We start from the raw sequence: 24,957 nt of genomic DNA, 5'->3' as shown, positions 1-24,957 counted from the left end.
CATGACAAAGCGCTCCCCATCCTCGCAAGAACCGAATGAACCGGCCGAGGATGCGGAGCGCAATGATCTGGGGCGCGACGACCTGTTCCCCGACGAACGCGGCCATTTTGCCGAACAGGCGGCCAAGCGTTCGCCGCTCAAGGCCGAACCGGCGACAGCCGAGCATTATCACGGCCATCGCGACCGGCTGCGGGACAAATATCGCGACCATGGCGATACATCGCTTGCCGATTACGAAATCCTCGAACTCGTCCTATTCCGCTCCATCCCGCGACGCGATACCAAACCGCTTGCCAAATCACTGCTTGCCCGGTTCGGCACACTCGCCGGGGTCTTCGGTGCGCCCTTGGCGCTGCTGCAGGAGGTGAAGGGGATCGGCGAGAGCGTCGCGCTCGACCTCAAACTGGTGGCGACCGTCGGGCAGCGCAGCCTGAAAAGCGAGCTCCGCGAAAAGCAGGTTCTCTCCTCCTGGTCCTCCGTCATCGACTATTGCCACGCGGTGATGGCCTATGAGGCCCGCGAGCAGTTTCGCATCCTGTTTCTCGACAAGCGCAATGCGCTGATTGCCGACGAAATCCAGGGCAAGGGAACGGTGGATCACACACCGGTCTATCCACGCGAGGTGGTGCGGCGGGCGCTCGAGCTTTCGGCGACCGCGATCATCCTCGTCCACAACCATCCAAGCGGCGACCCGACGCCGTCGCGGGCAGATATCGACATGACGAAGACGATCGTCGATACGGCCAAGCCGCTCGGCATCACCGTGCACGATCATATCATCATCGGCAAGGACGGCCATGCCAGCCTCAAGGGGCTGAGGCTGATCTAGAACAAGACAACATCATCGAGACTGGACAAAGCGTCATCACCACCGCCACCGAAGCTCTCGGAAGTGCTTGGTCGGCGACGCGTACCCAAGGCGCGATCTTTCGGTCCAGCCAGCGGATCGAATTCACTTAGGCTCCGGCCTTGTAGGCCGTAGGTAAATTTTAGGGCGGTCAGGTCCTCCAACACTTTGATCGAACGCTGATAGGCGGCATAGATGCCACCGCCGAATGGTACCGCGGGTGCTGCTTCCAAACCATGCGTATCGATTGTGCGTTTCTGGCTGAGAATGTAGGCGGTGGCGAAAAGCTTACCGTTTTCCGCCACCGCGACAACGAGCTTCCAGAAGTCCAGCGGATAAGCAATATTGCGATAGACCGGGTCGGCCACGCCGAAGATCGGGCCGGTCATCACCTGGACGTTGAAATTGTCTCGGGCGCGCTCCTCCAGTACGTACAGTTCCAATCCATGCCAGAGGTGCAAGGTCTTGTCAGGATCCTGATCCCGATTGAAAATCGCGTGCTGCGGCGTGCAATTTGTCCAAGTGCAGGTGCTGTTGGCGCGTCTGACCGCATCGATGGGATCAGTTCCCCATTCCATATCTTCCCGCCTTGTCAGATGGCCGCGATCGAATTTATTGCGATTATAGCTATAATAGCTGTTGTCGACCTGGTAGCTGCGGTCGATGCGGTCATCGAAGAGCCAATCATCCGTTCGCCCGCTGATTTTGCTGCGCATGCCACCACTGACATTTGCCGCGGAGAAAAATGCGAAACGCCGCTCCTTGTTCATCACCACGCTATAACCATCGTAGTTGAGAACACCGCCCTTGCTCTCCTGTGCGGTAAAGGTCTGTCCGTAGGCGGGCTTTAACGGGGCGATCAGATTTGTCTGCGTCACAATTGGGAGATTGACGCGCAGATCATTGGTACCGAGGAAATTCGCATCATATCCCCTTACCCAGTCGCGCGTCGGGTCGGTGGGCGCCTCGATCACCGGCTTCTTCTCCGGTTTGGTGGTCGCGCGTTCCAGCGCCACCAGTGCAGATTCCGTTGCGCCGCCCTGCAGGAGCGAGACGGTGCCGTCGTCTTCAACGAGAAGGTTGAGCGTGAGATGCCTTGCCATAGGACTGAACTCCCGGTGCTGGAACTGGTCTGGTGAGGAAGACGTGAAGGATATACCCGGCCCGCGCTTCAATGGCGCGTTCTGCAATTTTGCGATCGCCGCACCGGCAGCCTGACCGGCGGCGATAGTATCCGAGGACGATGCCATCAGCAGGTCCGGCAGCGGCTCTCCTGCCGCAAAACGTACCGGCAGGCGTATGTCGACGTCATGGACATTGGTCGCAAGGATCGGTGCAACACGCGGATGAGAGGCGATCTTCGGATCGGCCATCAGCGTCTCGACGATACGGGAGGTGCGGATGCCTTCATTGGCAATCCATTTGATCCGGTCCTCGCCATCGGTCGCCGGATCGTAATCGCGACCGTCGACCGTCTGCCACTTGCCATCGCGCGTCTCGGGGACACCCATGTGATGGAGTGCGACGACGAGCCAGTCGTTGTTCATCACCGGTGAGCCGGAGGCGCCACCGAGCGTGTCGGTCGAATACCAGAGCACATCCTTGTCACGCTTCAACAGCTGGTTTTCGCGTACGCACACCTGCTTGCGATTGCCCTCGGGGTGCTGGATGATCGACAGCCACTCCCCTTCCAGTGCCTTACCCGGGCCATCGATCAGCGGCAGCCATCCGAGCGAGGCGGCCTCGAATGCGCCGGTCAGGTCGCGCTCGGCTATGCCGACAAGGGTGAAATCCAGTTCCTTCGATGTATAGAACAGCCGATCGGGGCGCAGTGAAAAACGCCAGAACTTCAGATCGACGCCAAGCGCCGAGCGCTCGAAAAACGCATGGGCCTGAGAGGCGCCGGCAGTCTGTGCATTCGGTAGAACGTGGTTGTTGGTGAGCAGCACACCGGCACCGACCATGAAGCCGGTACCATACCCTTCCAGCCCGCCGCCCTGCCTGCCGATCTCGATGCGCAGGACTGCCCGGGCAGCAACTGCGCCACGAACGAGATAGTTGATATCCTGCAGTTCGTTTCCGGCGACGATCCGCTCGAAAGCCTTTTCGGCCTCGACCGGCGAATCGTAAAGCGCATCGAGAAAGTCGCGCCTCTGGCGCTTCTCGGTGGCGTTGGCCACGTCTTGCGGCGGTGCGGTTCGCATGGTCGCGGAAAGCGATGCGAGATCCTCGCCGAGATCGCTCTCACGCGATCTCGCCTTGCGAACCGCCTCCTGCAACTGACGCGTCATCGCTGCCACGGAAAAGCCCCCCGACCTCTTTCCGCACGCTAGCAGAAAAACAACCGAGGGTCGATTCGGGATCGGAAATTCCCGTCATATCGAGCAGCTTCGGAAAACGAAATCTAGCCCAACTGCACCAGATGCCCCGGAGAGACCTCGCTATATTCACGCTTCGGCGGCACGTAATCCATCCCACGCACCGGGCTTTTCAGCTCGTCGTTGGAAATGCCGCGGCGAATACCACGGCGGGCCGGATCGGGAACCGGCACGGCTGACATCAGCTTTTTCGTATAGGGATGCTGAGGGTTGTCGAAGACGGCAGCACGCGGGCCGATCTCGACGATCTCCCCGAGATACATAACGGCGACGCGATGGCTGACACGCTCGACCACCGCCATGTCGTGAGAAATGAACAGGAAGGCGAGGTTCAGGCTCTGCTGCAGGTCGAGAAGCAGGTTGCAGACCTGCGCTTTGATCGAGACGTCGAGCGCCGAGACGCTTTCATCGGCAACGATAACCTTCGGGTCGAGGGCAAGTGCGCGGGCAATGGCGATACGCTGGCGCTGGCCACCGGAAAATTCGTGCGGATAGCGGCGCGCCATATCGGCCGAAAGGCCGACCTTTTCGAGCAGGTCGGCGGTCTTTTCCCTCGCCTGCTTCGCCGTGCCGAGGCGATGTTTGACGAAGGGTTCCGAAATCGCGGTACCGACCGTCATGCGCGGGTTGAGCGAGGAGAAAGGGTCCTGGAATATCATCTGGACGGATTTGCGCATCTGGCGAAGGCCGATCGTATCCAGCCGCATGACGTCGTAGCCGTCAAGCGCCACGTCACCGGCAGTCGGCTCCACAAGGCGCATGATCGAACGACCGGTCGTGGACTTGCCGCAGCCGGACTCGCCGACCAGCGCCAGGGTCTCCCCCTGAAACAGATCGAAGGAGACGTTTTCCACCGCGTGGACAGCACCGGTCTGGCGCGACCAGAGGCCTGAGCGAATCGGAAAGCGGGTGACGAGGTTCTTCACTTCCAGAACCGGCCGCTTCGACAGCACGACGGTATCTGCCACTTCCACCGGTTCGGCGGGTTGCCCGGTATTTGCATCAAGAACCGGGAAGCGTGTCGGCCAGGCATGCCCCTGCATCGAGCCGAGTTTCGGCACGGCGGAGAGAAGCGCCCGCGTATAGGGGTGCTTGCCGCGATGGAATATCTCTTCGGTCGGACCGGTCTCCACCTCGTCGCCGCGGAACATGACGATGGTGCGGTCGGCAATTTCAGCGACGACACCCATGTCATGGGTGATGAACAGGACCGACATGCCCTCCTCTTCCTGCAGGATCTTGATCAGGTCGAGGATCTGTCCCTGGATAGTGACATCGAGTGCGGTGGTCGGTTCGTCAGCGATCAGAAGTTTTGGCCGCGAGGCGAGCGCCATGGCGATCATCACGCGCTGGCGCATACCGCCGGAGAATTGATGGGGGTACTCGTCGAAACGCCCGGACGCATTCGGGATGCGGACCTTTTCGAGCAGACGGACGGTTTCCGCCCGCGCATCCTGCTTCGACAAGCCCTTGTGGCGGATCAGCACTTCGGAAATCTGCCGCCCGATGGTGAAGATCGGGTTGAGCGAGGTCATCGGCTCCTGGAAGATCATCGAGACCTCGTTGCCGCGCACCGCCCGCATCCCCTTTTCGGAGAGTGCCAGCAGGTTGCGGCCGTTGAGCATGACTTCGCCCTCGATGCGGCTGGTGGCCGGTGCGAGCAGCCGCATCAGCGACAGCGAGGTAACGCTCTTGCCGGAGCCGCTTTCGCCGACGATGGCAACGGTTTCACCCGGCGCAACGTCGAAGGACATGTTGCGCACGACGCTCTTCCATTCGCCATCGACCATGAAGGAGGTGGAGAGGTTCTTGACGGACAGGACGGGATGGGTGGTCATGGCATCATCGTCCGATCGCGTAGGCCTGCATCAGGCGCGGGGTTGCAGCAGCACGCAGCAGGCCATCGGCATCGCGGCGGGCGGCCGTCAGACGGCCGACAGACCATGCATCGGCAACCTTGACCTTATGGCCACGGCGGCGAAGCTCTTCGAGCGTTGCCTCGCCGATGGTGCTTTCGACCATGATCTCGCCCGGCGAGCTGGTGCGTGGGTAAAACGAGCCGGGGAAATGCGACGTGTGAAACAGCGGCATATCGATCGCCGCCTGCAGGTTCTTGCCGTGATGGGCATATCGCAGGAAGAACGGCAGCTGCCACTGGTCCTGCTGGTCGCCGCCCGGCGTGCCGAATACCATCGACGGCTTGCCGTGATGCAATGCCAGCGAAGGCGTGAGCGTCGTGCGCGGACGTTTGCCCGGTGCAAGCGAAGTCGGCAGGCCGTCCTTCAGCCAGAACATCTGGGCGCGGGAATTCAGTGCAAAACCGAGGCCCGGCACGATCGGTGACGATTGCAGCCAGCCGCCCGACGGCGTGGTCGAGACCATGTTGCCCCAGCGGTCGATGACGTCGATATGGACGGTGTCGCCGCGCTTTTCGGTCAGGTGCGACATGGTCGGTTCATAGACAGTGCCCTTGCCGCTCACTTCGGCGAGCATGGCCATGGTCGCATCGACCTGCCGCTCATAACCCGGCACGACGCCCGGGCGCAGCTCCATCGAAGCGGTCTGGCCGATCAGCTTGCGGCGCTCGGAATTGTAGCCTTCCGAAAGGAGATATTCGGCCGGGATCTGGCCGAACTCCGGATCGCCGTAATAGACCTCGCGGTCGGCATAGGCGAGCTTCATGGCTTCGACGATGGTGTGGACGAAATCCGGCCCGGTCGGATCCATGGCGGCGAGATCGAAACCCTTCAACAGCGCCAGCGACTGCAGCAGTACCGGTCCCTGCCCCCATGCGGGCGTCTTGGCGATCGTCCAGTCCTGATAGTCCATCGTCTGCGGCGCTTCGATGGTGGCGCTCCAGCCCGCCATGTCCTCGGCCGTCAGCACGCCCTTGTGCTTCGAGCCGCTGGCATCCATGACTTCGGCGGTCTTCAGATAGGTGTCGATCGTCTCGGCGACGAAGCCGCGATAGAAGGCATCGCGGGCAGCCTCGACCTGGTTTTCGCGGCCGGATCTTGCTTCCGATTCGGCGATGATGCGCTTGTAGGTTTCGGCCAGAACCGGGTTCTTGAAACTCGCATGCGGTTCGGGTGCCGCGCCGCCCGGCAGCCACGTCTCGTAGGAGGTCGGCCATTCCTTCTTGAAGAAGTCGGCAAGACCCTTGATGGTGTTGGACACACGCGGCAGCGTCGGATGGCCGTATTCGGCGTAGTAGATCGCCGGCTCCAGCACTTCGCGAACCGTCATCGTGCCGTAGTCGCGCAGCATCAGCATCCAGCCGTCGAAGGCGCCGGGGATGACGGTCGCCAGCAGACCGTCGCCGGGGATCAGCTTCAGGCCTTCGGACGTGTAATGCTCGATCGTGGCGCCGGCAGGCGCCGGACCCTGGGCACAGATGACTTCGACCTTGTCGGTCTTTTTCGAATAAAAGACGGCCGGCATGTCACCGCCCGGTCCGCAGAGATGCGGCTCGACGATCTGCAGCACGAAGCCGGTGGCGACCGCTGCGTCAAAGGCATTGCCGCCCTTTTCGAGGATTGCCATGCCGACGGCGGACGCGATCCAGTGGGTGGAGGTGACGACGCCGAATGTGCCGAGAATTTCGGGGCGTGTGGTAAAATCGGACATAATGGAATTCCCTATGAAATCTTAGGCTTCGCGGGGGTCGAGCGCATCGCGCAGGCCGTCGCCGAGAAGATTGAAACCGATGACGACGAGAAAGATGGCGATCCCCGGCCACATGGTCATCCACGGTGCCTGGCTGAGGAAGTTCTTGGCGGTGTTGAGCATCGAACCCCAGCTCGGCGCCGGTGCCTGCTGGCCGAGGCCGAGGAAGGACAGGCTCGCTTCGGCGATGATGGCGGTCGCCACCGTCAGCGTCGCCTGGACGATGATCGGCGCAAAGACATTCGGCAGGATGTAGCGGGTCATGATGTCGACGTGGTTGAGGCCGATCGACCGGGCGCCCTCGACATAATCCTCGGTCTTGACCGACAGCACCTGGCCACGGGTGAGCCGCACGAAGGCCGGCGTGGCGGACACCCCGATCGCGATCATCGCGTTGGTGAGGCTCGGGCCGAGGAAAGCGGCAAGCGCGATGGCCATGATGAGGAACGGCATGGCGAGCAGTGCTTCGGTGACACGGGAGATGATCATATCCGCCCAACCACCGAAATAACCGGCGACCAGGCCGAAAGGCACACCGATCACGACGGCGATCATAACCGAGACCACGCCGGCCATCAGCGAGGCCTGGGCGCCGTAGATCATGCGCGAAAGGATGTCGCGGCCGAGATCATCGGTGCCGAGCCAGTGGGCGGCGGACGGCGCCTTGCGAATGGCGCCCCAGCTTGTTGCGATCGGATCGGCGATCGGCAGGATCGGGGCAGCAATGGCGAGGATGGCGAAGAACAGCACAATGATCAGACCGGCAAGGGCCGACCTGTTGCGCTTCATCTTCTTCCAGGCACGGTTTTCCTGTCGCTTGACCGGGACAGGGACGGTGGAATTGATGGCGGTCATATGATCGGCCTCAGATGGTCGCCCTGAGGCGCGGATTGAGCAGGACATAGGCGATATCGGCGATGAGGTTCATCAGGATGAAGCCGACGGCGGTGCAGAGCACGATGCCCTGGACGACGGCATAATCACGGGTGAACACGGCATCGACGGTCATCTTGCCGAAGCCCGGAATGGTGAAGATCTGTTCGGTCAGGACCGCGCCGGCGAGCAACTCGCCGAACAGCAGGGCCAGCAGCGTGATCACCGGCAGAAGCGCATTGCGGAAACTGTGCGACAACACGACCTCGCGCGGCGACAGGCCCTTTGCACGGGCGGTGCGGATATAATCCGAGCTCAGCACGGCGACCATCGCCGAGCGGGTATGGCGCATCAGGGTTGCCGCAAGCGCGTTGCCGAGTACGAAGGCCGGCATGATCATCGTCTGGATGGAACGGACCGGATCGACGAAGATCGATTCGTAACCGGAGGCCGGCAACCAGCCGAGCTGCACCGAGACGAGCAGGATCAGCATGATGCCGAGCCAGAAATTCGGGATCGACAGGCCCGACAGCGCCACGATATTGGCGGTATAGTCGATCCAGGTGTTCTTCTTGACCGCGGCGAGGATGCCGATCGGAATGCCGATGATCATCGCAAAAAACATCGCCATGACGGCAAGCTGGATCGTCACCGGCAGCTTCTGGCCGATCAGTTCCAATACCGGCTGGTTGGTTCTCAGCGAGACGCCGAAATCGCCTGTCACGACACCGCCCACCCAGTTGAGATACTGGACCGGCATGGGATCGTTGAGATGGTACTTTTCGCGCAGGAACTCGATGGTTGCCTGGTCGCGCTCCTCACCGGCCATGGCCAGAACGGGGTCACCGGGCAGAAGCTTCTGCAGCGAAAAGACGAAGATCGAAATGATCAACAGGGTCGGGATCGCGACCAGCAGTCGCTTGCCGATATAGACAGGCATGGCATTGCCCTCGTTGTGGGTCAGTCTTGGTTTTGGATCAGGCTTGGTCTGGTCGTTCTGGCGGGCCGCACGAGGTTTTCCCCCGTACGGCCTTCATTCATGCGAGGATCAGCCCTTGGAGACGCCCAGCAGGCGGATCATGCCGTCCGGCGACGGAGCCCAGCCCTTGACCTTCTTGGAGATGGCATAGGCATAAGGCTGGTGGCCGAGATAGATGATCGGCATGTCGTCGTTGAGGATCGCCATTGCGGCGTCATACTTTTCCTTGCGAACGGCATCGTCAGTCGAGGCGCGGGCTGCATTAAGCAGCTTGTCGACTTCCGGGTTGCAATATTTCACGTCGTTGATGCCGCCCTTGCAGGTGACGAACTGGTGAATATTGCCGTCCGGATCGATACGGCCGGACCAGTCGGAACGCGACAGCTGGTAGTTGCCGGCGGTCTGTTCGGAGAGAAGCGTGGCGAATTCGGTCGCCTTCAGCGTGACGTTGAAGCCGGCCTCGGCAACCATCGACTGGATGACCTGCATCATCTGCGTCTGGGTGGTGTTGTTGGCATGCTGAAGTTCGACGTCGAGCTTTTCGTAGCCCGCTTCCTTCATCAGCTGCTTGGCCTTTTCGATGTCACGGGCCGGAACCGGGATATCCTTGTCGAACCACGGGCTCGACGGCGGGAACGGCTGGTTGCCGGCCTTGGACGTGCCTTCGAAAACGATCTGGCCGATCGCTTCGCGGTCGATGGCGAGCGAAAACGCCTGGCGCAGGCGCTTGTCCTTGCCGAGCGGGTTGTCGGCACGCGCGCCGTTTCCGACATTGACATACATGGCCATGTAGCCCGGTCCGATGACGTCGGCATAAGTCAGCTTCGGGTCGTTCTTCACCGATTCGGCGTCGGAGGCCGAAATGCGCTCGGCCATATCAAGATCGCCGGAACGCAGGTTGGCAAGCTTCACCGTCGTATCGGGGATCGGCAGGAAGGTCACCTTGTCGAGAAGCACCTTGTCCTTATCCCAATAGTCGGCGAATTTCTCCAGAACGATACGATCCTGCTGGATGCGCTCGACGAATTTGAACGGACCGGCGCAGACCGGATGGCTGCCGAAATTGGCGCCGAGTTCCTTGGCTGCCTTCGGTGCGACGATCATGCCGGCGCGGTCGGAAAGCTGTGCCAGAAGCGTTACATCCGGCGACTTCAGCGTGAACTTGACTTCGAGCGGACCGGTCGCCTCGACCTTTTCGACCGATGACAATTCGCTCTTGCGGCGTGATTCCGGCAGGGTCTGGTTGCGCACGATGGTGGCGACAACAGCGGCTGCATCGAGCACCTCGCCGTCATGGAACTTGACGCCATCACGGATCTTCATCGTCAGAACCTTGCCCTCTTCGGACCAGGCCCATTCGGTGGCGAGCTGCGGGACGACCTTCATGTTCTGGTCGATGTCGACGAGCTTGTCGCACATCGCGGTATAAACGATGCGGCCGACGAAGGTGCGCGACTGGGCCGGATCCAGCACGTCGGCATCGTCGTTCAGGCCGATGCGCAATTCGCTGGCCATGGCCGAAGTGGCCATCAGGGCACTGGCGAGCAGCGCGGCGCTCAGGGTGGAAAATCTCTTCATTTGCGTTCCTCTGGTCTGACTATCTCTGGTGGGCATTATTCTTATTGGCCGACCCAACGGGCCGGCGGTCTCAAGCGGTGGATCACGACGCAGCGCTCAATGCGTCATCGTCGGTTTCCGCCCTGTCCGATCGCGGTGCTGAAGTTGCGATGTCGTCGACGAATTCGAGCGAGGTTGCGCGGATCAGCCGTTCCTGATGCATGAGAAGATGCTGCCGCATCGCCTCCCCCGCCTGCCCCGGATCGCGGGCGGCGATGGCATCAACGATGGCGATATGCTGCTCGTAGGATGTCCTGCCATTGGTTCCGGTGCGGCGGGCGCGCTCGCGGATCGACTGCCAGGCTTCGTCCTGGCGGATGCGGTTGATGACATCGAAGATCGACAGGAAAAGCTGATTGCCGGCGCTCTGGGCGATCTGCCGGTGCAGCGCACCGTCCCAGAGTTCCTTGCTGTCGGCGTCGGTACTCTGGCCGGTCTTGTCGGCCAGCGCGCGCATGCGCTCGATCTCCGCCGGCTTGGCCCGCATGGCCGCCAGTTGAGCCAGTTGCGGCTCGATCCGCAGCCGGACCTCCATGATCTCCATGATGTCGGTGCCGGCGACCAGCGCCTCGACATGGTTGCCCCAACTGTCCGGCTTTTCGCCGACAAAGGTTCCAGCACCCTGACGACGCCAGATCAGCCCTTCGGATTCCAGCACTTCGAGTGCCCGCCGAACCGCACGACGGCTGACGCCCAGCGTTTCCGTCAAGGCACGCTCGGTCGGCAAACGGCCTTCACTGCCGAACTCGCTGGCGGCAATCATCGCCCTAAGACGACTGAGGGCATAAGTGGAGTTATCAGGCGTCACTTCGTGGCGTACCATTCTTGAACCAATTGGTGATTGGTAACAAAAAAGCGATTAGAGACGTCAGGTCAAGTCATTTTTTCAGCAGCACCTGCGTTTGCCCAGGTTTTGACCACTTGCGATTTTTTCTGATGCATTGTTCCATGCAATCAAAATTTTAGAATAGCCATCTATGATCAGGTCTGGTTGTCTCGCAGGCGGGGCCAGCGACATTCACGCGGAGAATTTCATGCACCAGTTCGACCTCATAGTGGTTGGCAGCGGGCCGGCCGGGCGCCGCGCGGCCATTCAGGCAGCCAAGCTCGACAAAAAGGTTCTTGTCGTCGAACAGGGGCGAAGGGTCGGTGGCGTTTCCGTGCATACCGGCACGATCCCGTCCAAGACGCTGCGCGAGACGGCACTCAATCTGTCCGGCTGGCGCGAGCGCGGCTTTTACGGCCGCTCCTACAGGGTCAAGCAGGAAATCAGCGCCGAAGACCTGCGCCGGCGCCTGCTGATCACGCTCGACCATGAAGTCGACGTGCTGGAACACCAGTTTGCCCGTAACCGCGTCCAGCATATCCGTGGCAAGGCGAGTTTCGTGTCGAAGGATACGATCGAGATCGTCAAGGATGATGACGACATTCTGCATGTCACCGGGAAAAGCATCCTGCTTGCTGTCGGCACCCGCCCCTATCGGCCAAGCTCCATTCCATTCGATGGCAAGAGTGTTCTCGACAGCGACGAGCTGCTTGAGGTCCATAACCTGCCCCGGTCGATCGTGGTGATCGGCGCCGGCGTCATCGGCATCGAATATGCGACGATCTTTTCCGCGCTCGATGCGGCGGTGACGGTGATCGACCCCAAACCGGCGCTGCTCGACTTCATCGACAAGGAGATCGTCGAGGATTTCACCTACCAGCTGCGCGACCGCAACATGAAGCTCTTGCTCGGCCAGAAGGCCGAGAAGGTGGAAAAGCTGCCGGACGGCAAGATCTCCGTGCTGGTCGACACCGGCCGCAAGATCATCACCGACATGGTGCTTTATGCAGCCGGCCGCGTCGGCGCCACCGATACGCTCAATCTGGCCGCGGCCGGCCTTGAGGCTGACAGCCGCGGGCGGCTTCGCGTCAACCCGGAGACGTTCGAGACGGCGGTTACCGGCATTTTTGCCGCAGGCGACGTTGTCGGCTTCCCGAGCCTTGCCTCGACCTCGATGGAACAGGGCCGTATCGCTGCGCGCGTCGCTGTCGGTGCAATCGCCATGGAGCCGCAGAAATACTTCCCCTACGGCATCTATGCCGTGCCGGAAATTTCCACCTGCGGCCTGACCGAAGAAGAGATGAAGGAACGCGGCATTCCTTATGAATGCGGCATCGCGCGTTTCCGCGAGACCTCGCGCGGCCATATCATGGGCCTCGACAGCGGCCTTCTGAAACTGATCTTCTCGCTGAAGACACGGCGCCTGCTCGGCGTCCATGTCGTCGGCGAAGGTGCGACCGAACTTGTCCACATCGGCCAGGCGGTGCTCAACCTCAAGGGCACGGTCGAGTATTTCGTCGAAAACACGTTCAACTACCCGACGCTTGCCGAAGCCTACAAGATCGCCGGCCTCGACGCCTGGAACAGGATGGGCGAAAAGCCGAAGGACGAGGCATCTCCCGAGATCGTCGAGCAAACGGATAACGCGACGCCGACGACCGTCGCAAAGTCCACCAAGAAGACGACGGCCCAATAAACCGAGACACCAATCTAAAACGAAAAAGCCGCCCCGGAAGGAGCGGCTTTTTTTGTATTTGCGGAGTGACCGGCAGATACAAAAATGGCCCCTTGCGGGGCCATTCGTATTTGCGGAACTTTCGTCGCGATTAACGCGAGTAGAATTCGACGACCAGCGACGGTTCCATGATGACGGCGTAAGGCACGTCAGCAAGGTTCGGGATGCGAACGAAGGTTGCAACCATCTTGTTGTGGTCGGCTTCGATGTAATCGGGAACGTCGCGTTCAGCGAGCGACACGGCTTCGAGAACCGTAACCATCTGCTTCGACTTCTGACGAACTTCGATGACGTCGCCGGCCTTGCAACGGTAGGAACCGATGTTGACGCGAACGCCGTTGACCGTGACGTGGCCGTGGTTGACGAACTGACGGGCAGCAAAGACCGTCGGTACGAACTTGGCGCGGTAGACGATGGCGTCCAGACGCGATTCCAAGAGACCGATCAGGTTTTCACCGGTGTCGCCCTTGCGGCGGTTTGCTTCTTCGTAGGTGGCGCGGAACTGCTTCTCGCGGATGTCGCCGTAGTAGCCCTTCAGCTTCTGCTTGGCGCGCAGCTGCACACCGAAGTCGGAAAGCTTGCCCTTGCGGCGCTGGCCGTGCTGGCCCGGGCCGTATTCGCGGCGGTTAACCGGGGACTTCGGACGGCCCCAGATGTTTTCGCCCATACGGCGGTCAATTTTGTACTTGGACGATTCGCGCTTGCTCATCGCATTTCCTTTCAAACGGTTTCACCGGTTTGTTGCCAAACCGGATCAAGGAAACACGCCCTCCTCTGAACCCTGATTTAAGAGCTCTGACAGGCTTCTCACGATAGCGACCGGAGAAAGCCACGGGACATGTCAAATGAAACACCGGGCGTTGCCACCCGGTGCTTGCTGGGGTCATTAGGGGCACGCGGCATGAAAGTCAACGACAATCACGCGAGTAAAAGCGGCTTATCCTGGCCGCCCTACTCCATGGCGACCTTACTTCATGGCCGCTTTCTGCGGCTTGAGGCCGAGCGCGTCGCTGATCGTGTAAAACATGTCCGTCTGGTCGGTCAGGCCGGTGACGTTTGCGGCACGCGGGCCGTAGGCGGCAATACGCAGCTGCGTACCGGTATGGCCCTGATCGTCGGCATTGTCCGAATTGCCGTAGCTGACCGCCATGACGGCACCGTCCTTGGTCATCAGTGCTTCGGTGAGGCCCGGAGCCTTTTCGGCTGCGTCGATGATCTGGCTGGCATGGGCGTGGTCGGCAGTGACGATGACCAGCGTATGGCCATCGGCCATGGCAAATTTCAACGCTTCCTGCACGGCCTCGTCGAGGTCGACCGTTTCGCCGATCTGGCCGCAAGGGTTGGCGGCATGGTCCTGCTTGTCGATGGAGGCGCCTTCAACCTGCAGGAAAAAGCCCTTTTCCTTGGTCTTCAACAAATCGATCGCCTTGGTGGTCATCTGCGCGAGCGTCGGCACGGAAGCATTGCGCTTCTCGTTCGGCTTGCAGGTGACCGGTTCCTTTTCGATATTGCCGTAATGGCTGGCCTGCGGACCCTGCCAGCGAACCGGCATATTGCCTTCCGAGAACAGGCCGAGCAGCGGCGCCGAATCATCGGCCTTGGTGACGGCCTGCATCTCGTCGAGATTGGTGGCGACCGTGTAGCCGCGGGCCTTGGCCTGGTCCATCAGCGTCTTGTCCTTCCACTCGCCGGCCTTGGCGGTTTCGGCAAAACTCTTGGCGCCGCCGCCGAGCGTAACGTCGGCACGGGCGTTGATCAGCTGCTCGGTGATCGAGCCGAGGCCGCCATTCTCAAGCGCGTTGGTCGGGCATTTTTCGGTGGTGGAGGATGGCGCATAGCATTTGCGGCCGGTCACATGGGCGATCTGCACGGCCGGCGTCGCATCCTGCAACTCGGCGGTGGAGACATTGCCGGTGGCAAGGCCTGCGGCCTTGGCCATTTCCAGCAGGGACTGGTGCGGCTGCTCGCGGATATCGACGCCGATCGCGCCGTTATAGCTCTTCACGCCGGTTGCCCAGGCGGTGCCGGAGGCGGCTGAGTCTGTCACGTAGGTCGGCTTGCCGGTCTTCTTGTCGAGCGAATAATGGGTATACTGGCCGGTGATCGGCAGGGCGTCGATGCCCTTGAAGAACTGGCCGGCGCCGAGCGCATAGTTGCGGGCAATGGTGATTTCGGAATCACCCATGCCATCGCCGATCAGGAGAATCACGTTTTTCGGCGTGCCGTCGACGATCGAGGCTTTGAAGGCTTCGGTAATGTCGCCTGTCAGGCGGCGGGCGCCGCCCGGCTGGCTGAGATCGCCCTGGGCTGCGCGCTGCAACAGCTTCTCGGCGCTGTCCTGCGCGTGGGCCGGAATGACGGTCGAGGTCGCGATCAGAGCGGCCAAAACGGCCGGACCGGTGCGGAAAAGAACCTTGAACATACCATATCTCCTTTACGGCTAAGTTTTCGGAGACCGGTCTACGCCCACGGCATGTAGCTTATGTGACACGAACACGCGTTCGTGATGAGGCTATTCGGCCGCGTGGCGGGCCTCGCCTTCATCCTGTGCTTCGGCACTGCCCGGAGCCGTCTCCGCCTGCAGATCGGGAAAGGCAACGATGCGTTTTCCGGAAAAATCGGCGTGCACGACGATCAGCCCCTGCTCTTCGAAATAACCGAGAAGACGACGCGCACGGCGCGCCGAATGGGTGCCGTAAGCGCGGGCGATGCGGGCATCAGACGGGCAAGGTTCGCTCCCGAGCGCCGCCTTTGCCATCATCAGGAAAACGCCCTGAAGATCATCCGAAACACCGTTCGAAAGACTGAGGACGGTCGCCCATGCATCGCTTGCAGCGGTTGCCGCATCGACACCGGATCTGGCGATCGCCGTGCGACGGCGGAAATCGCCGAGAGACAGCGGCGGCCCGGCGAGACGGCGCATGCGCGCCCGTACCAGGAAGTCCTGATAGAGGACGCTGTCGGTACGATAGGCCGACTGCGGATCGTCGAGAATTTCGGAGAGAACGACCATCAGCCGCTCCTCGCGTTCTTCCGGAGAGAGTTCCGGAACCGGCACGCGGGCCTCGGACGAAGACGACTGCGTTGCGGCAGGCGTCGAGCGGGAAAGCTCTGTAAGAATATCCGTTGTCGGGCGCGGCGCCTGGGTCGGACGGCGCACGGCGGTGAGCGGCCGGGCGAATTCTTCCGGATCGGGCGTGAAGATAAGGTCTTCGACATCCTGCGGCGCATTCGGCAGCGGCATCAGCTTGGGGCTCGACGAGCGGGCCGAAGTTTCCACATTGCCAATCACGATCGGCAGCGGACGGCGTGACAAAGCCGGACCAAGGGCGACAAAATTACCGCGCTTGAGATCACGGAACATTTCCGCCTGGCGGCGGTCCATGCCGAGAAGATCGGCAGCGCGCGCCATATCGATATCGAGAAAGGTGCGGCCCATCAGGAAGTTCGAGGCTTCGGCTGCAACATTCTTGGCAAGCTTTGCCAGGCGCTGGGTGGCGATGACGCCGGCCAAGCCACGCTTACGGCCACGGCACATCAGGTTGGTCATCGCGCCGAGCGACATTTTGCGGGCGTCTTCGGAGACCTCGCCGGCGACCGACGGGGCAAACATCTGAGCTTCGTCGACAACGACGAGGACCGGATACCAGTAATCGCGATCGGCATCGAACATGCCATTGAGGAAGGCCGCCGCAGCGCGCATCTGCTCTTCGAGATCAAGGCCCTCGAGCGTCAGAACGCAGGAGACGCGATTCTTGCGGATGCGGTTGGCAATGCCGGCAAGTTCCGCCTCGGTGCGTTCGCCATCAACGACGACGTGGCCGTATTTGTCGGACAGCGTGACGAAATCACCTTCGGGATCGATGACGACCTGCTGCACCCAAGGGGCCGACTGTTCCAGAAGGCGGCGCAGAAGATGCGATTTTCCTGAACCGGAATTGCCCTGCACGAGCAGACGCGTTGCCAGAAGCTCCTCGATATCGAGCTTGGCCGGCTCGCCGCCGGTCACAGTTCCCATATCGATGCCGACCTGCAATGTCCTACCTCGTATGCCGCAATTTGGTGATCGATCGGCGGTCGCTTGCGGTACCGCATGACGCCGACCCCTCCCTTTAACAGAGATCGAGATTCGTTTCGCCCGGCAAGTGCGAAAAATCAACAGGCTTTACGATCAGCACGGCATCAGGCCGCAGCGCGCTTGAAACCGAGCGACAGAAGTCCGGCACCGATCATCAGCGTGCCGCCGGTACGGTTGACGACCTTCTGGACCTTCGGCTTGCGAATCGTGTCGCGCGCCATAGAGGCCAGAAGCCCGTAAAGCGCGGCATTCAGCGTCGCCAGCACGAGGAACGTCATCTCGAACACCGCCATCTGGAAAAAGAGCGGCTTGGTCAGGTCGAGGAACTGCGGCAGGAAGGCGACAAAAAATACCATGCTTTTCGGGTTCAGCGCGGTTACCGCATAGGTGTGGAAGAAGATGCGGACCGGCTTGATCACCGGCTGCTCGGCCTCTTCGGCTGCGATCTGCTGGCTGCCCACCGGAGCGCGCCAGAGCTTTATGCCGAGATAGATCAGATAAGCGGCGCCGATCCATTTCAGCACGGTGAACAGCATGGCCGAAGTTGCGAGCAAGGCACCGAGGCCGAGCATCGATGCGGTCATGGCGGTAAAATCGCCGAGCGCCACGCCGGCGACGGTGGCACTTGCCACCTTGCGGCCGTGGCTCAGCGCATAGGAGATGACGAGCAGGATCGTTGGACCCGGAATAGCCAGGAGCACCGCAGAAGCGGCGGCGAATGCAAGCCAGTGTTCGATAGACATGATGTTTTCCTCCGGTCGGAGACGACGAAGCCACCGTTTCAGACGGCTGGCAAGTGGTGTTTTCAGGGCGAGAGGCGTTCCGGCAACCTGCCAGCCGCCGGCGAGATGGAGTTCGTCCGGCGGCATGAGGGACATACCGCCGGATCGTGGAGCCTGAGGTATCCCATGGACTCAGGGCCCTACTTCAGGATTTTAGAGATAACGCTTCCATTCCATCTGCTGGCGGAAACGCAAATCCTCAAAATCGCGAACATCCGGCAAACCCATATCGCGGCGCATATGGTCGTTGAGATCGGCAATATGATTGCCGGAGAAAGAGCGCCGGACAGTGATGGTGACGAGCGCCCACAGCAAACGCCAGGGGCCATGACGACGATGCAGAGCGTCCAATTCCGCCGACAGAACATCGGCAACCATTACGTGCATTTCACGCATAGCTTTTCCGCCCCGGCGCGCGACAGCGGCCGGGTCCTTTCAAGGTTCGGGGAGACGCGCGCGGACAGGCAGACGACAAGGGTCGTCAGGCGGCCGAGCCGGTTACGTCAAGATTGAGTTTAGATAGAAAAAGATGCCAAAAGGCGGACTCCGGGCGTTATCAGCCGCAGAAAGCCAATCCGAGAAGATGTCGCGGGTTATTCACTCGCATGGTTCGGACGGATCCGCCAGAAAGGCGCGTATAGGCAAAAAATGCAGTCATGAATGCGCTCCCTTTCTAGGAGTTGCGGACAGCTGGAACATTACACGGGCTTCAAAGAGGCGCAAGCGCTCACAATCGAAAATTGCATTCAAGGATGGGACTGTTGCGCAATCGCCACAATCACTGCCCTGCGGCCAGTTTAGTTGGTCTGAAGGCCAAAACCCTGCATCAGGCGGCGGGTGGCGAAATCCGGATTGCCGGAGGTGAAGACGGCGAAATCATAACCGTCCGGATGTTCGGCACCGTCGATCAGCGGCACCTTGCGACGTGCCTGTCTGGCAATCGCCTCGGCCGGATCGAGCCAGTCGACCGGCCATGGCGCCAGCCGCCGAAAGACATTCGCCATGAACGGATAATGGGTGCAGGCCAGCACGACGATATCGGTCTTGTCGTTATCCTTCTCGACGAAGCAGGGGGTGATTTCGGCCAGCACCGCCTCATCCGATATCGACTGACCGCGGATGTAGCTTTCCGCCATGCGTGCAAGGTTCTCCGACCCCACCAGCCGGACATGGCATTGACTGGCAAAGGACTGGATGAGATCGCGCGTATAGGCACGCTTGACGGTGCCAGGCGTCGCCAGCACCGAAACGAGGCCGGAGCGGGTTCGCTCGGCAGCAGGCTTGATCGCCGGCACGGTGCCGACAAACGTCATGGCAGGGAATTTTTCGCGAAGGGCAGCACCGGCCAGTGTAAAAGCCGTGTTGCAGGCGATGACGCAGACTTCCGGCCGGTATTCGGCGAGCAGCTTTTCAAACAGCGAGAGGATACGCTCCTGCAGAGCGCCCTCCTCCCATCCGCCATAAGGAAAGGCAGCGTCGTCGGCGACATAGATAAAACCGCGCTCCGGCATCAGGACGCGGGCCTCGCGCAGCACCGTCAATCCACCGATGCCCGAATCGAACACCAGGACCGGTTTCAGCTCAGTCGTCGAGGTCATGCCCCTCTGTCTCCCCTGCCTCGCCGGCCTTCTTCTGCCTTGGGACAATCTTCTCCGGCCATTGCCGCTGAAAGCGGTCGAGCGAACGGATCACACCGCGAAACACGCTGATCTCCTGCTCCGAAAACGCCCGTCGCGACAGGACTGCACGCAGATTGTCGATCATTTTGGGCTTTTTTTCAGGTGGATGAAAATAACCACGGGCATCGAGCGCCTCCTCGACATGTTCGAACATGCCGAGAACCTGCTCCTTGGTCGAAGGACGCTGTTCGATCGGCTGGAAACGCGTTTCCTCGAGATCGTCCATGCCCGACTTCATCCAGTCATAGGACATCAGCAGCACGGCCTGGGCGATGTTCAGCGAGGCAAAGGCGGGATTGACCGGGAAGGTAACGATCTCATCGGCAAGCGCCACTTCCTCATTATTCAGGCCCCAGCGTTCGCGGCCGAAAAGGATGCCGGTCTTTTCACCCGCCTTGAATTTTTCGCGCAAGGTGGTGGCGGCAAAGACCGGTGAGCGGACCGGCTTGAAACCGTAACGCTCGCGCGCCGTGGTGGCGTAGACGAAATTCAGGTCGGCGATCGCCTCCTCCAGCGTCTCGTAGACTTTCGTGCCGTCGATGACATGATCGGCCTTGGAGGCGGCGGAGCGCGCCTTCTCGCTCGGCCAGCCGTCGCGCGGGTTGACGAGACGAAGCTCGGCCAGACCGAAATTGGCCATGGCGCGCGCCACCATGCCGATATTTTCGCCGAGCTGCGGCTCGACCAGAATGATGGCTGGCCCTTCGGCAATGAGTTCGCGTTCGCTGTTCGTGCCCGACATATTCGTTTCCGCTTGTTCTTGAAGGCGCGAAATAGACCCGTCAGCCGGCGACGGCAAGCCGCTTATTGTTTTACCGTCTGCCTGGAGGCCTGATGGGCTGTGCCATCCGGCTCTGCCGGATAAAGCCGGGTGAGCAGATTGGCGACCATATCCGCCCCCTTTGCAACGCCCTGCCCCGGTGCCGGCGCCGTCGTGCCTGTCGCGACATGGCTCGGCCTCTTTGCGGAAAAGCACTGCGCTCCTTTTGCCGCCGCCTTCCGGAGTGCCTTTTGGGCGTCGCCGATGGCGCGTGCGATCTGCGGATCGCCGCGATTGTCCGTCGACGAAAAATCGCGGGCAAATATGCGCGCCCAGTAGGACGAGGCGAGAAACACCGCCAGCGTCTGGCGGATCGGTCCCGGGCGGGTCACCAGCGACCAGGGGCTTCCCAAAGGGCGGGCGGCGACGGTCAGGTCGCGGTAGGATTCATCAAGCTTGTTCGACAGTTCGATCAACCGGTAACGGCTTTCACCGGCGCCGACTGCATCCAGCAGCTGCCCGAGATTGTCATACCAGCGGGCGAGCGCCAGCTCGACGGTCGAACGCGTCGACGAGGGAAAGATGACGAAGGCGACGAACATGCCGGCGACCGAGCCGATCACCGTCTCCTCCAGGCGCAACAACAGCACGTCCAGTGTCAGCTGGCCGATCAGGCCATAGACGAGACACAGCACGATGGTGACGAAGAAGCTCAACAGCGCGTAGGACACCTGCAGATAGTAGAAGGCAAGGAAAACACAGACCGCGGCAAGCATGACGGTTGCCGCCTCATGCCCTGCAAGCAGCGTCGCCGCTGCGAGGCCGATCACGACCCCGAGCAGCGTGCCGACCGAACGCTGGACGGCGCGAATGGCCTGATCGCCGCGCGAGCGCGTGTTGCTGAACACCAGAAAAGCGGTCAGCACCGCCCAGAACCACCGCTCGCGCGACAGAGCAAGGCCGAAGATCATCGCTATGCCCGAGGCGATGGTGATCTGCACCGCTGCCCGGACAAGCGGGTTCTTCCAGGAAAAATCGGGTTTTGTCGGCGCCGGCATACGCGGCGGTTCGTCCAGCTCGTGAAAATCGCCGGCGGCAACCGCATCGACGCCTGCGGCAAGATCCGCCAGCGAGCGCTGCAGCCAGAGAAAGGCCTGCGCGGTCTGACGTCTGGCATGATCACCCTCCGCCGCCGCCTCGCTCCCGGTACTGTCTGCCGCGTGCTCCATGGTGTCCACAAGCGTCTTTGCCCGGGCCGGATCGCCTTCGAGGACGGCGCGGACAAGGCCGAGCGGAACAGGTGCCTGCAGCGACTGGATGATGACGCTCTCGGCTGCCAGATGGACGTCGAATATGGTCATCGACAAAGCCTGGACGGGCCGGCCATCCGACGGCAGGGTACCATCGGGATTGCGTGGCAGAAGGCCTTCCGCCATCAGCACGACATCCTTCAGCTGCTCTTCCAACTGCCGCAATTCAAGCCGGTCTCGATCCGTCACATCACCGGCAAGAGACACGGATGCGAGACGGACAAGCACATTCGAGACGCGACGCTGGACTGCCCGCAGCGTCTTGACCAGATCGCCGCGCCAATCGTCTCGGAGGAAATATTTGCGGATCAGGTGCCCGTAGGCGACGGCAAACAGCGGCCCGAGTGCGGCCAGCGGAAGCTCGGCAATGGTCGGCTTCAGGTAGGCGCCGATGAAATAGGAGATGAAGGCGAACATGCCGACGGCAAAACCGCGAGGCCCAAGAACACGCGCCAGACTTGCCGCCAGAATGACAGCCAGGAAGGCAAGATCTGCCACCAGGCGGTATGGCTCGAGCGTCGCGGCAAGAGCGATGCAGAAAAGGCTGGCGGCGCAGCCGATCAGCCGCGTCCTCAATTGTTCGCTCGCCGTGCGATCCTTGACCGCCACCCCGCCTTCGATCGAAAGCACGATGGCAAGCGCATAGGATATCGGCGGCAGCGGCGAAACAAGCAGGTGGATGGCGATCAGCGAGAGGATCGAGGCGGCGATGGTCAGCGTCACCCGCGCGCCCATCTTCACCCGCGACAGCGCCGGGTCATGGGCCAGCAGCCGATCGGCAAAGGTCGCCATACTGTGGATGAAAAATTCCGGTGGCTTAAAGGCCGGCATGAACGCTCCCGGTGCGGGACGAGTGAAACACCGGGACCGTCAGGCTCGCGTCCGGCATCATTCGCCCTTGGCGATAGACTGCATTTCCTCGATGACGGAATCGCTCTCGCCATCGGCGACGCGGTGGATGTCGTCGATCACCGGGTTGCCGGCTTCGTCGATGACATCGAAATGCACTTCCGAAACGCTGTCCTTCAGATTGGTATCGTCGACGCAGGTCCATTGCTTGAAGGTGACCTTGACGTCCGTCTTGCCGTTGGCAGGCGCGGCCGGAACCATGGTGATCTCCTTCAGCGGGCAACCATCCTGCGAGGCGGTCACCACGTCATACCCGAACGGGTCACCCGGCTGGTTGTTCTCCGTGTCGTAGGCCGGATGTTTTGCGGCTTCGGCATAGACCGACTGGAAATGCTTGCTGAACAGACGCGCCAGCGGCTCGGGGTCGAAGATGAACTTCCAGTCGCTGTCGGCACTGTTCCAGTTGTCTTCGGTGATCTTCATCACCTCCTTGACCGGCGCGGGCACGTCGGCCGCCATCGACACCGTGGACAAGCAGGCCGTGGACAGGAGCGAGAAGGCAAGCGCGAGCGGCAGAGTTCGCATGATGGCAATCCAGATTCGAGGCGATATTGCGCGGACATTACCCCTGAGCGGATATTTGGCAATGACCAATCTTGCTGCTTTTGCGCGACATGCCGGCCGGCTCCTGAAATCTCGCCCGCAAGCCCGGAATCCCGGTCTCATGCCTTTGCACTCCCGCACTGCGATGCTATAGCGCAACCCGTTGATCAATCAGGGGCCGCCCCACGGCCCGCTTACGACAAGAGGAAGTCCATGCAGAAGATCAAGGTAGCCAACCCGGTCGTCGATCTCGACGGCGACGAGATGACACGCATCATCTGGCAGCTGATCAAGGACAAGCTTATCCTGCCCTATCTGGATCTCGACATCGAATATTACGATCTGTCCGTCGAGAACCGCGACGCTACCGACGACCAGGTGACGATCGATGCGGCCAACGCCATCAATAAGCACGGCGTCGGCATCAAGTGCGCCACCATCACGCCGGATGAAGCCCGCGTCGAGGAATTCAAGCTGAAGAAGATGTGGAAGAGCCCGAACGGCACGATCCGCAACATTCTCGGCGGCGTCATCTTCCGCGAACCGATCATCATGCAGAACGTGCCACGTCTGGTTCCCGGCTGGACCAAGCCGATCATCGTCGGCCGCCACGCTTTCGGCGACCAGTATCGCGCAACCGACTTCAAGTTCCCGGGCAAGGGCAAGCTGTCGATCAAGTTCGTCGGTGACGACGGCCAGGAAATCGAGCACGAAGTGTTCAACGCACCGTCCTCCGGCGTTGCCATGGCGATGTACAATCTTGACGACTCGATCCGCGATTTCGCCCGCGCCTCGTTCAACTACGCCCTGCAGCGCGGCGTTCCCTGCTACCTGTCGACCAAGAACACCATCCTGAAAGCCTATGACGGCCGCTTCAAGGACCTGTTCCAGGAAATCTTCGACGCCGAATTCAAGGCGCAGTATGACGAAGCCAAGATCTGGTACGAACACCGCCTGATCGACGACATGGTCGCATCCGCTCTGAAGTGGTCCGGCGGTTACGTCTGGGCCTGCAAGAACTACGACGGCGACGTGCAGTCGGATATCGTCGCGCAGGGCTTTGGTTCGCTCGGCCTGATGACCTCGGTTCTGATGACGCCGGACGGCAAGACGGTCGAAGCCGAAGCCGCCCATGGCACCGTGACCCGTCACTACCGCCAGCACCAGAAGGGCCAGGAAACCTCGACCAACTCGATCGCCTCGATCTTCGCCTGGACCCGTGGCCTCGCGCACCGCGCCAAGCTCGACGACAATGCCGAACTGTCGAAATTCGCCCTGACGCTCGAGAAGGTTTGCATCGACACCGTCGAAGCCGGTTTCATGACAAAGGACCTGGCGCTTCTGATCGGTCCGGATCAGCCCTGGCTGTCGACCACCGCCTTCCTCGACAAGATCGACGAAAACCTGCAGAAGGCGATGGCGTAAGCCTTTACCTTCGGATTAGACTTGAGCGGCGGGGTTTTCCCCGCCGTTTTCTTTTGCGCTGGGAGGCTCAAGCATGTCCGTTCACCGTCCCGTCGAAATCCGTCCTCTGGCGCCATCCGACCGCGAGGCGTGGCAGCCGCTGTTCGAGGCCTATATCCGCTTCTACGAATCGGAACTGCCGAAGGAACAATACGACATGACATGGTCGCGTTTCCTTGATCCAGCGGAACCAATGCACGCGCTCGGCGCATTCGACGACGGCAGGCTGGTCGGTATCGTGCATGCGCTCTTTCACCGCTCCACCTGGCTGCCGGATATGACCTGCTACCTGCAGGATCTCTATGTCGACAGCAGCCAGCGCGGCCGTGGCGTTGGCGAGGCGCTGATCGAAAAGGTGGCGCTTCTGGCACGCGACAAGAATGCCGGGCGGCTCTACTGGCTGACGCAGGAACACAATGATTCAGCCCGTCGTCTGTATGATCGCGTCGCTGTGGCACCCGGCTTCATCCAGTACCGCAAGCCGCTGTAACCAGGCCCGCATACTCGTCCG

20 protein-coding genes are annotated in these 24,957 nt (G+C 61.1%); 4 read left to right on the top strand and 16 right to left on the bottom strand.

The features are described 5' to 3' along the window. The first annotated feature begins 1 nt into the window (after position 1). Complete coding sequence (gene radC, locus AC2GXZ_RS13930) at positions 2–829, top strand: RadC family protein (protein WP_483759761.1); 828 nt, start codon at positions 2–4, stop codon at positions 827–829. On the opposite strand, the gene AC2GXZ_RS13925 is transcribed toward radC, so the two are convergent. The 7 genes from AC2GXZ_RS13925 to AC2GXZ_RS13895 form a co-directional block, all read right to left on the bottom strand. After that, a complete protein-coding gene (locus tag AC2GXZ_RS13925) occupies positions 826–3,138 on the bottom strand; it encodes a DNA/RNA non-specific endonuclease (RefSeq protein WP_483760253.1) in 2,313 nt (770 codons plus the stop codon). The two genes, radC and AC2GXZ_RS13925, sit on opposite strands and share 4 nt — an antisense overlap. Before the next feature lie 113 nt (positions 3,139–3,251). Then, positions 3,252–5,063, bottom strand: coding sequence for an ABC transporter ATP-binding protein (locus tag AC2GXZ_RS13920; RefSeq protein ID WP_483759760.1), 1,812 nt, complete (start codon positions 5,061–5,063; stop codon positions 3,252–3,254). A gap of 4 nt (positions 5,064–5,067) precedes the next feature. After that, positions 5,068–6,852: a gamma-glutamyltransferase family protein gene (locus AC2GXZ_RS13915; protein WP_483759759.1), complete on the bottom strand. Its 1,785-nt coding sequence runs from the start codon at positions 6,850–6,852 to the stop codon at positions 5,068–5,070. Positions 6,853–6,873: 21 nt separating this feature from the next. Next, positions 6,874–7,746, bottom strand: coding sequence for an ABC transporter permease (locus AC2GXZ_RS13910; protein ID WP_483759758.1), 873 nt, complete (start codon positions 7,744–7,746; stop codon positions 6,874–6,876). A gap of 10 nt (positions 7,747–7,756) precedes the next feature. Further along, positions 7,757–8,704 (bottom strand): ABC transporter permease, encoded by a 948-nt coding sequence (locus AC2GXZ_RS13905; RefSeq protein ID WP_483759757.1) that lies wholly within the window; start codon positions 8,702–8,704, stop codon positions 7,757–7,759. Between the two features lie 108 nt (positions 8,705–8,812). Further along, positions 8,813–10,321, bottom strand: coding sequence for an ABC transporter substrate-binding protein (locus AC2GXZ_RS13900; protein ID WP_483759756.1), 1,509 nt, complete (start codon positions 10,319–10,321; stop codon positions 8,813–8,815). Positions 10,322–10,403: 82 nt separating this feature from the next. Then, a complete protein-coding gene (locus AC2GXZ_RS13895) occupies positions 10,404–11,183 on the bottom strand; it encodes a FadR/GntR family transcriptional regulator (protein ID WP_483759755.1) in 780 nt (259 codons plus the stop codon). Positions 11,184–11,394: 211 nt separating this feature from the next. Between AC2GXZ_RS13895 and sthA the strand changes: the two genes are divergently transcribed. Then, complete coding sequence (gene sthA / locus AC2GXZ_RS13890; protein WP_483759754.1) at positions 11,395–12,882, top strand: Si-specific NAD(P)(+) transhydrogenase; 1,488 nt, start codon at positions 11,395–11,397, stop codon at positions 12,880–12,882. 130 nt (positions 12,883–13,012) lie between these two features. On the opposite strand, the gene rpsD is transcribed toward sthA, so the two are convergent. The 9 genes from rpsD to AC2GXZ_RS13845 all read right to left on the bottom strand — a co-directional run bounded on the left by rpsD (position 13,013) and on the right by AC2GXZ_RS13845 (position 22,964). Next, positions 13,013–13,630: a 30S ribosomal protein S4 gene (gene rpsD / locus AC2GXZ_RS13885; protein ID WP_483759753.1), complete on the bottom strand. Its 618-nt coding sequence runs from the start codon at positions 13,628–13,630 to the stop codon at positions 13,013–13,015. A 258-nt stretch (positions 13,631–13,888) separates the two neighbouring features. Continuing rightward, positions 13,889–15,343 (bottom strand): alkaline phosphatase, encoded by a 1,455-nt coding sequence (gene phoA / locus AC2GXZ_RS13880; protein WP_483759752.1) that lies wholly within the window; start codon positions 15,341–15,343, stop codon positions 13,889–13,891. Positions 15,344–15,433: 90 nt separating this feature from the next. Then, entirely contained in the window at positions 15,434–16,957 is a 1,524-nt protein-coding gene (locus AC2GXZ_RS13875; protein ID WP_483759751.1) for a helicase HerA domain-containing protein, read from the bottom strand. A 146-nt stretch (positions 16,958–17,103) separates the two neighbouring features. Beyond that, positions 17,104–17,742 carry a LysE family translocator gene (locus AC2GXZ_RS13870; RefSeq protein WP_483759750.1) on the bottom strand — a complete coding sequence of 213 codons (639 nt, stop codon included), beginning with the start codon at positions 17,740–17,742 and terminating at the stop codon, positions 17,104–17,106. 192 nt (positions 17,743–17,934) lie between these two features. Continuing rightward, positions 17,935–18,177 carry a hypothetical protein gene (locus AC2GXZ_RS13865; RefSeq protein ID WP_483759749.1) on the bottom strand — a complete coding sequence of 81 codons (243 nt, stop codon included), beginning with the start codon at positions 18,175–18,177 and terminating at the stop codon, positions 17,935–17,937. Between the two features lie 401 nt (positions 18,178–18,578). Next, on the bottom strand, positions 18,579–19,379 hold the full coding sequence (murI, locus tag AC2GXZ_RS13860; RefSeq protein ID WP_483759748.1) for a glutamate racemase: 801 nt from the start codon (positions 19,377–19,379) through the stop codon (positions 18,579–18,581). Next, positions 19,363–20,202 (bottom strand): RNA methyltransferase, encoded by an 840-nt coding sequence (locus AC2GXZ_RS13855; RefSeq protein WP_483759747.1) that lies wholly within the window; start codon positions 20,200–20,202, stop codon positions 19,363–19,365. Before AC2GXZ_RS13855 ends, murI begins: the two co-directional genes overlap by 17 nt. Before the next feature lie 62 nt (positions 20,203–20,264). Further along, positions 20,265–22,361, bottom strand: a complete 2,097-nt coding sequence (locus AC2GXZ_RS13850; RefSeq protein WP_483759746.1) for an FUSC family protein — start codon at positions 22,359–22,361, stop codon at positions 20,265–20,267. Between the two features lie 57 nt (positions 22,362–22,418). Continuing rightward, complete coding sequence (locus AC2GXZ_RS13845; protein ID WP_483759745.1) at positions 22,419–22,964, bottom strand: hypothetical protein; 546 nt, start codon at positions 22,962–22,964, stop codon at positions 22,419–22,421. 231 nt (positions 22,965–23,195) lie between these two features. On the opposite strand from AC2GXZ_RS13845, the gene AC2GXZ_RS13840 reads away from it, so the two are divergent. Continuing rightward, entirely contained in the window at positions 23,196–24,407 is a 1,212-nt protein-coding gene (locus tag AC2GXZ_RS13840; protein WP_483759744.1) for an NADP-dependent isocitrate dehydrogenase, read from the top strand. Positions 24,408–24,480: 73 nt separating this feature from the next. Beyond that, a complete protein-coding gene (locus AC2GXZ_RS13835; protein ID WP_483759743.1) occupies positions 24,481–24,936 on the top strand; it encodes an N-acetyltransferase family protein in 456 nt (151 codons plus the stop codon). Positions 24,937–24,957: the final 21 nt, after the last annotated feature.

The sequence above is a fragment of the Aliirhizobium sp. YIM B11859 genome (genome assembly GCF_057163345.1).
Note: the sequence above shows the minus strand (reverse complement) of the source record. Positions and strands in the feature narration are given on the sequence as shown.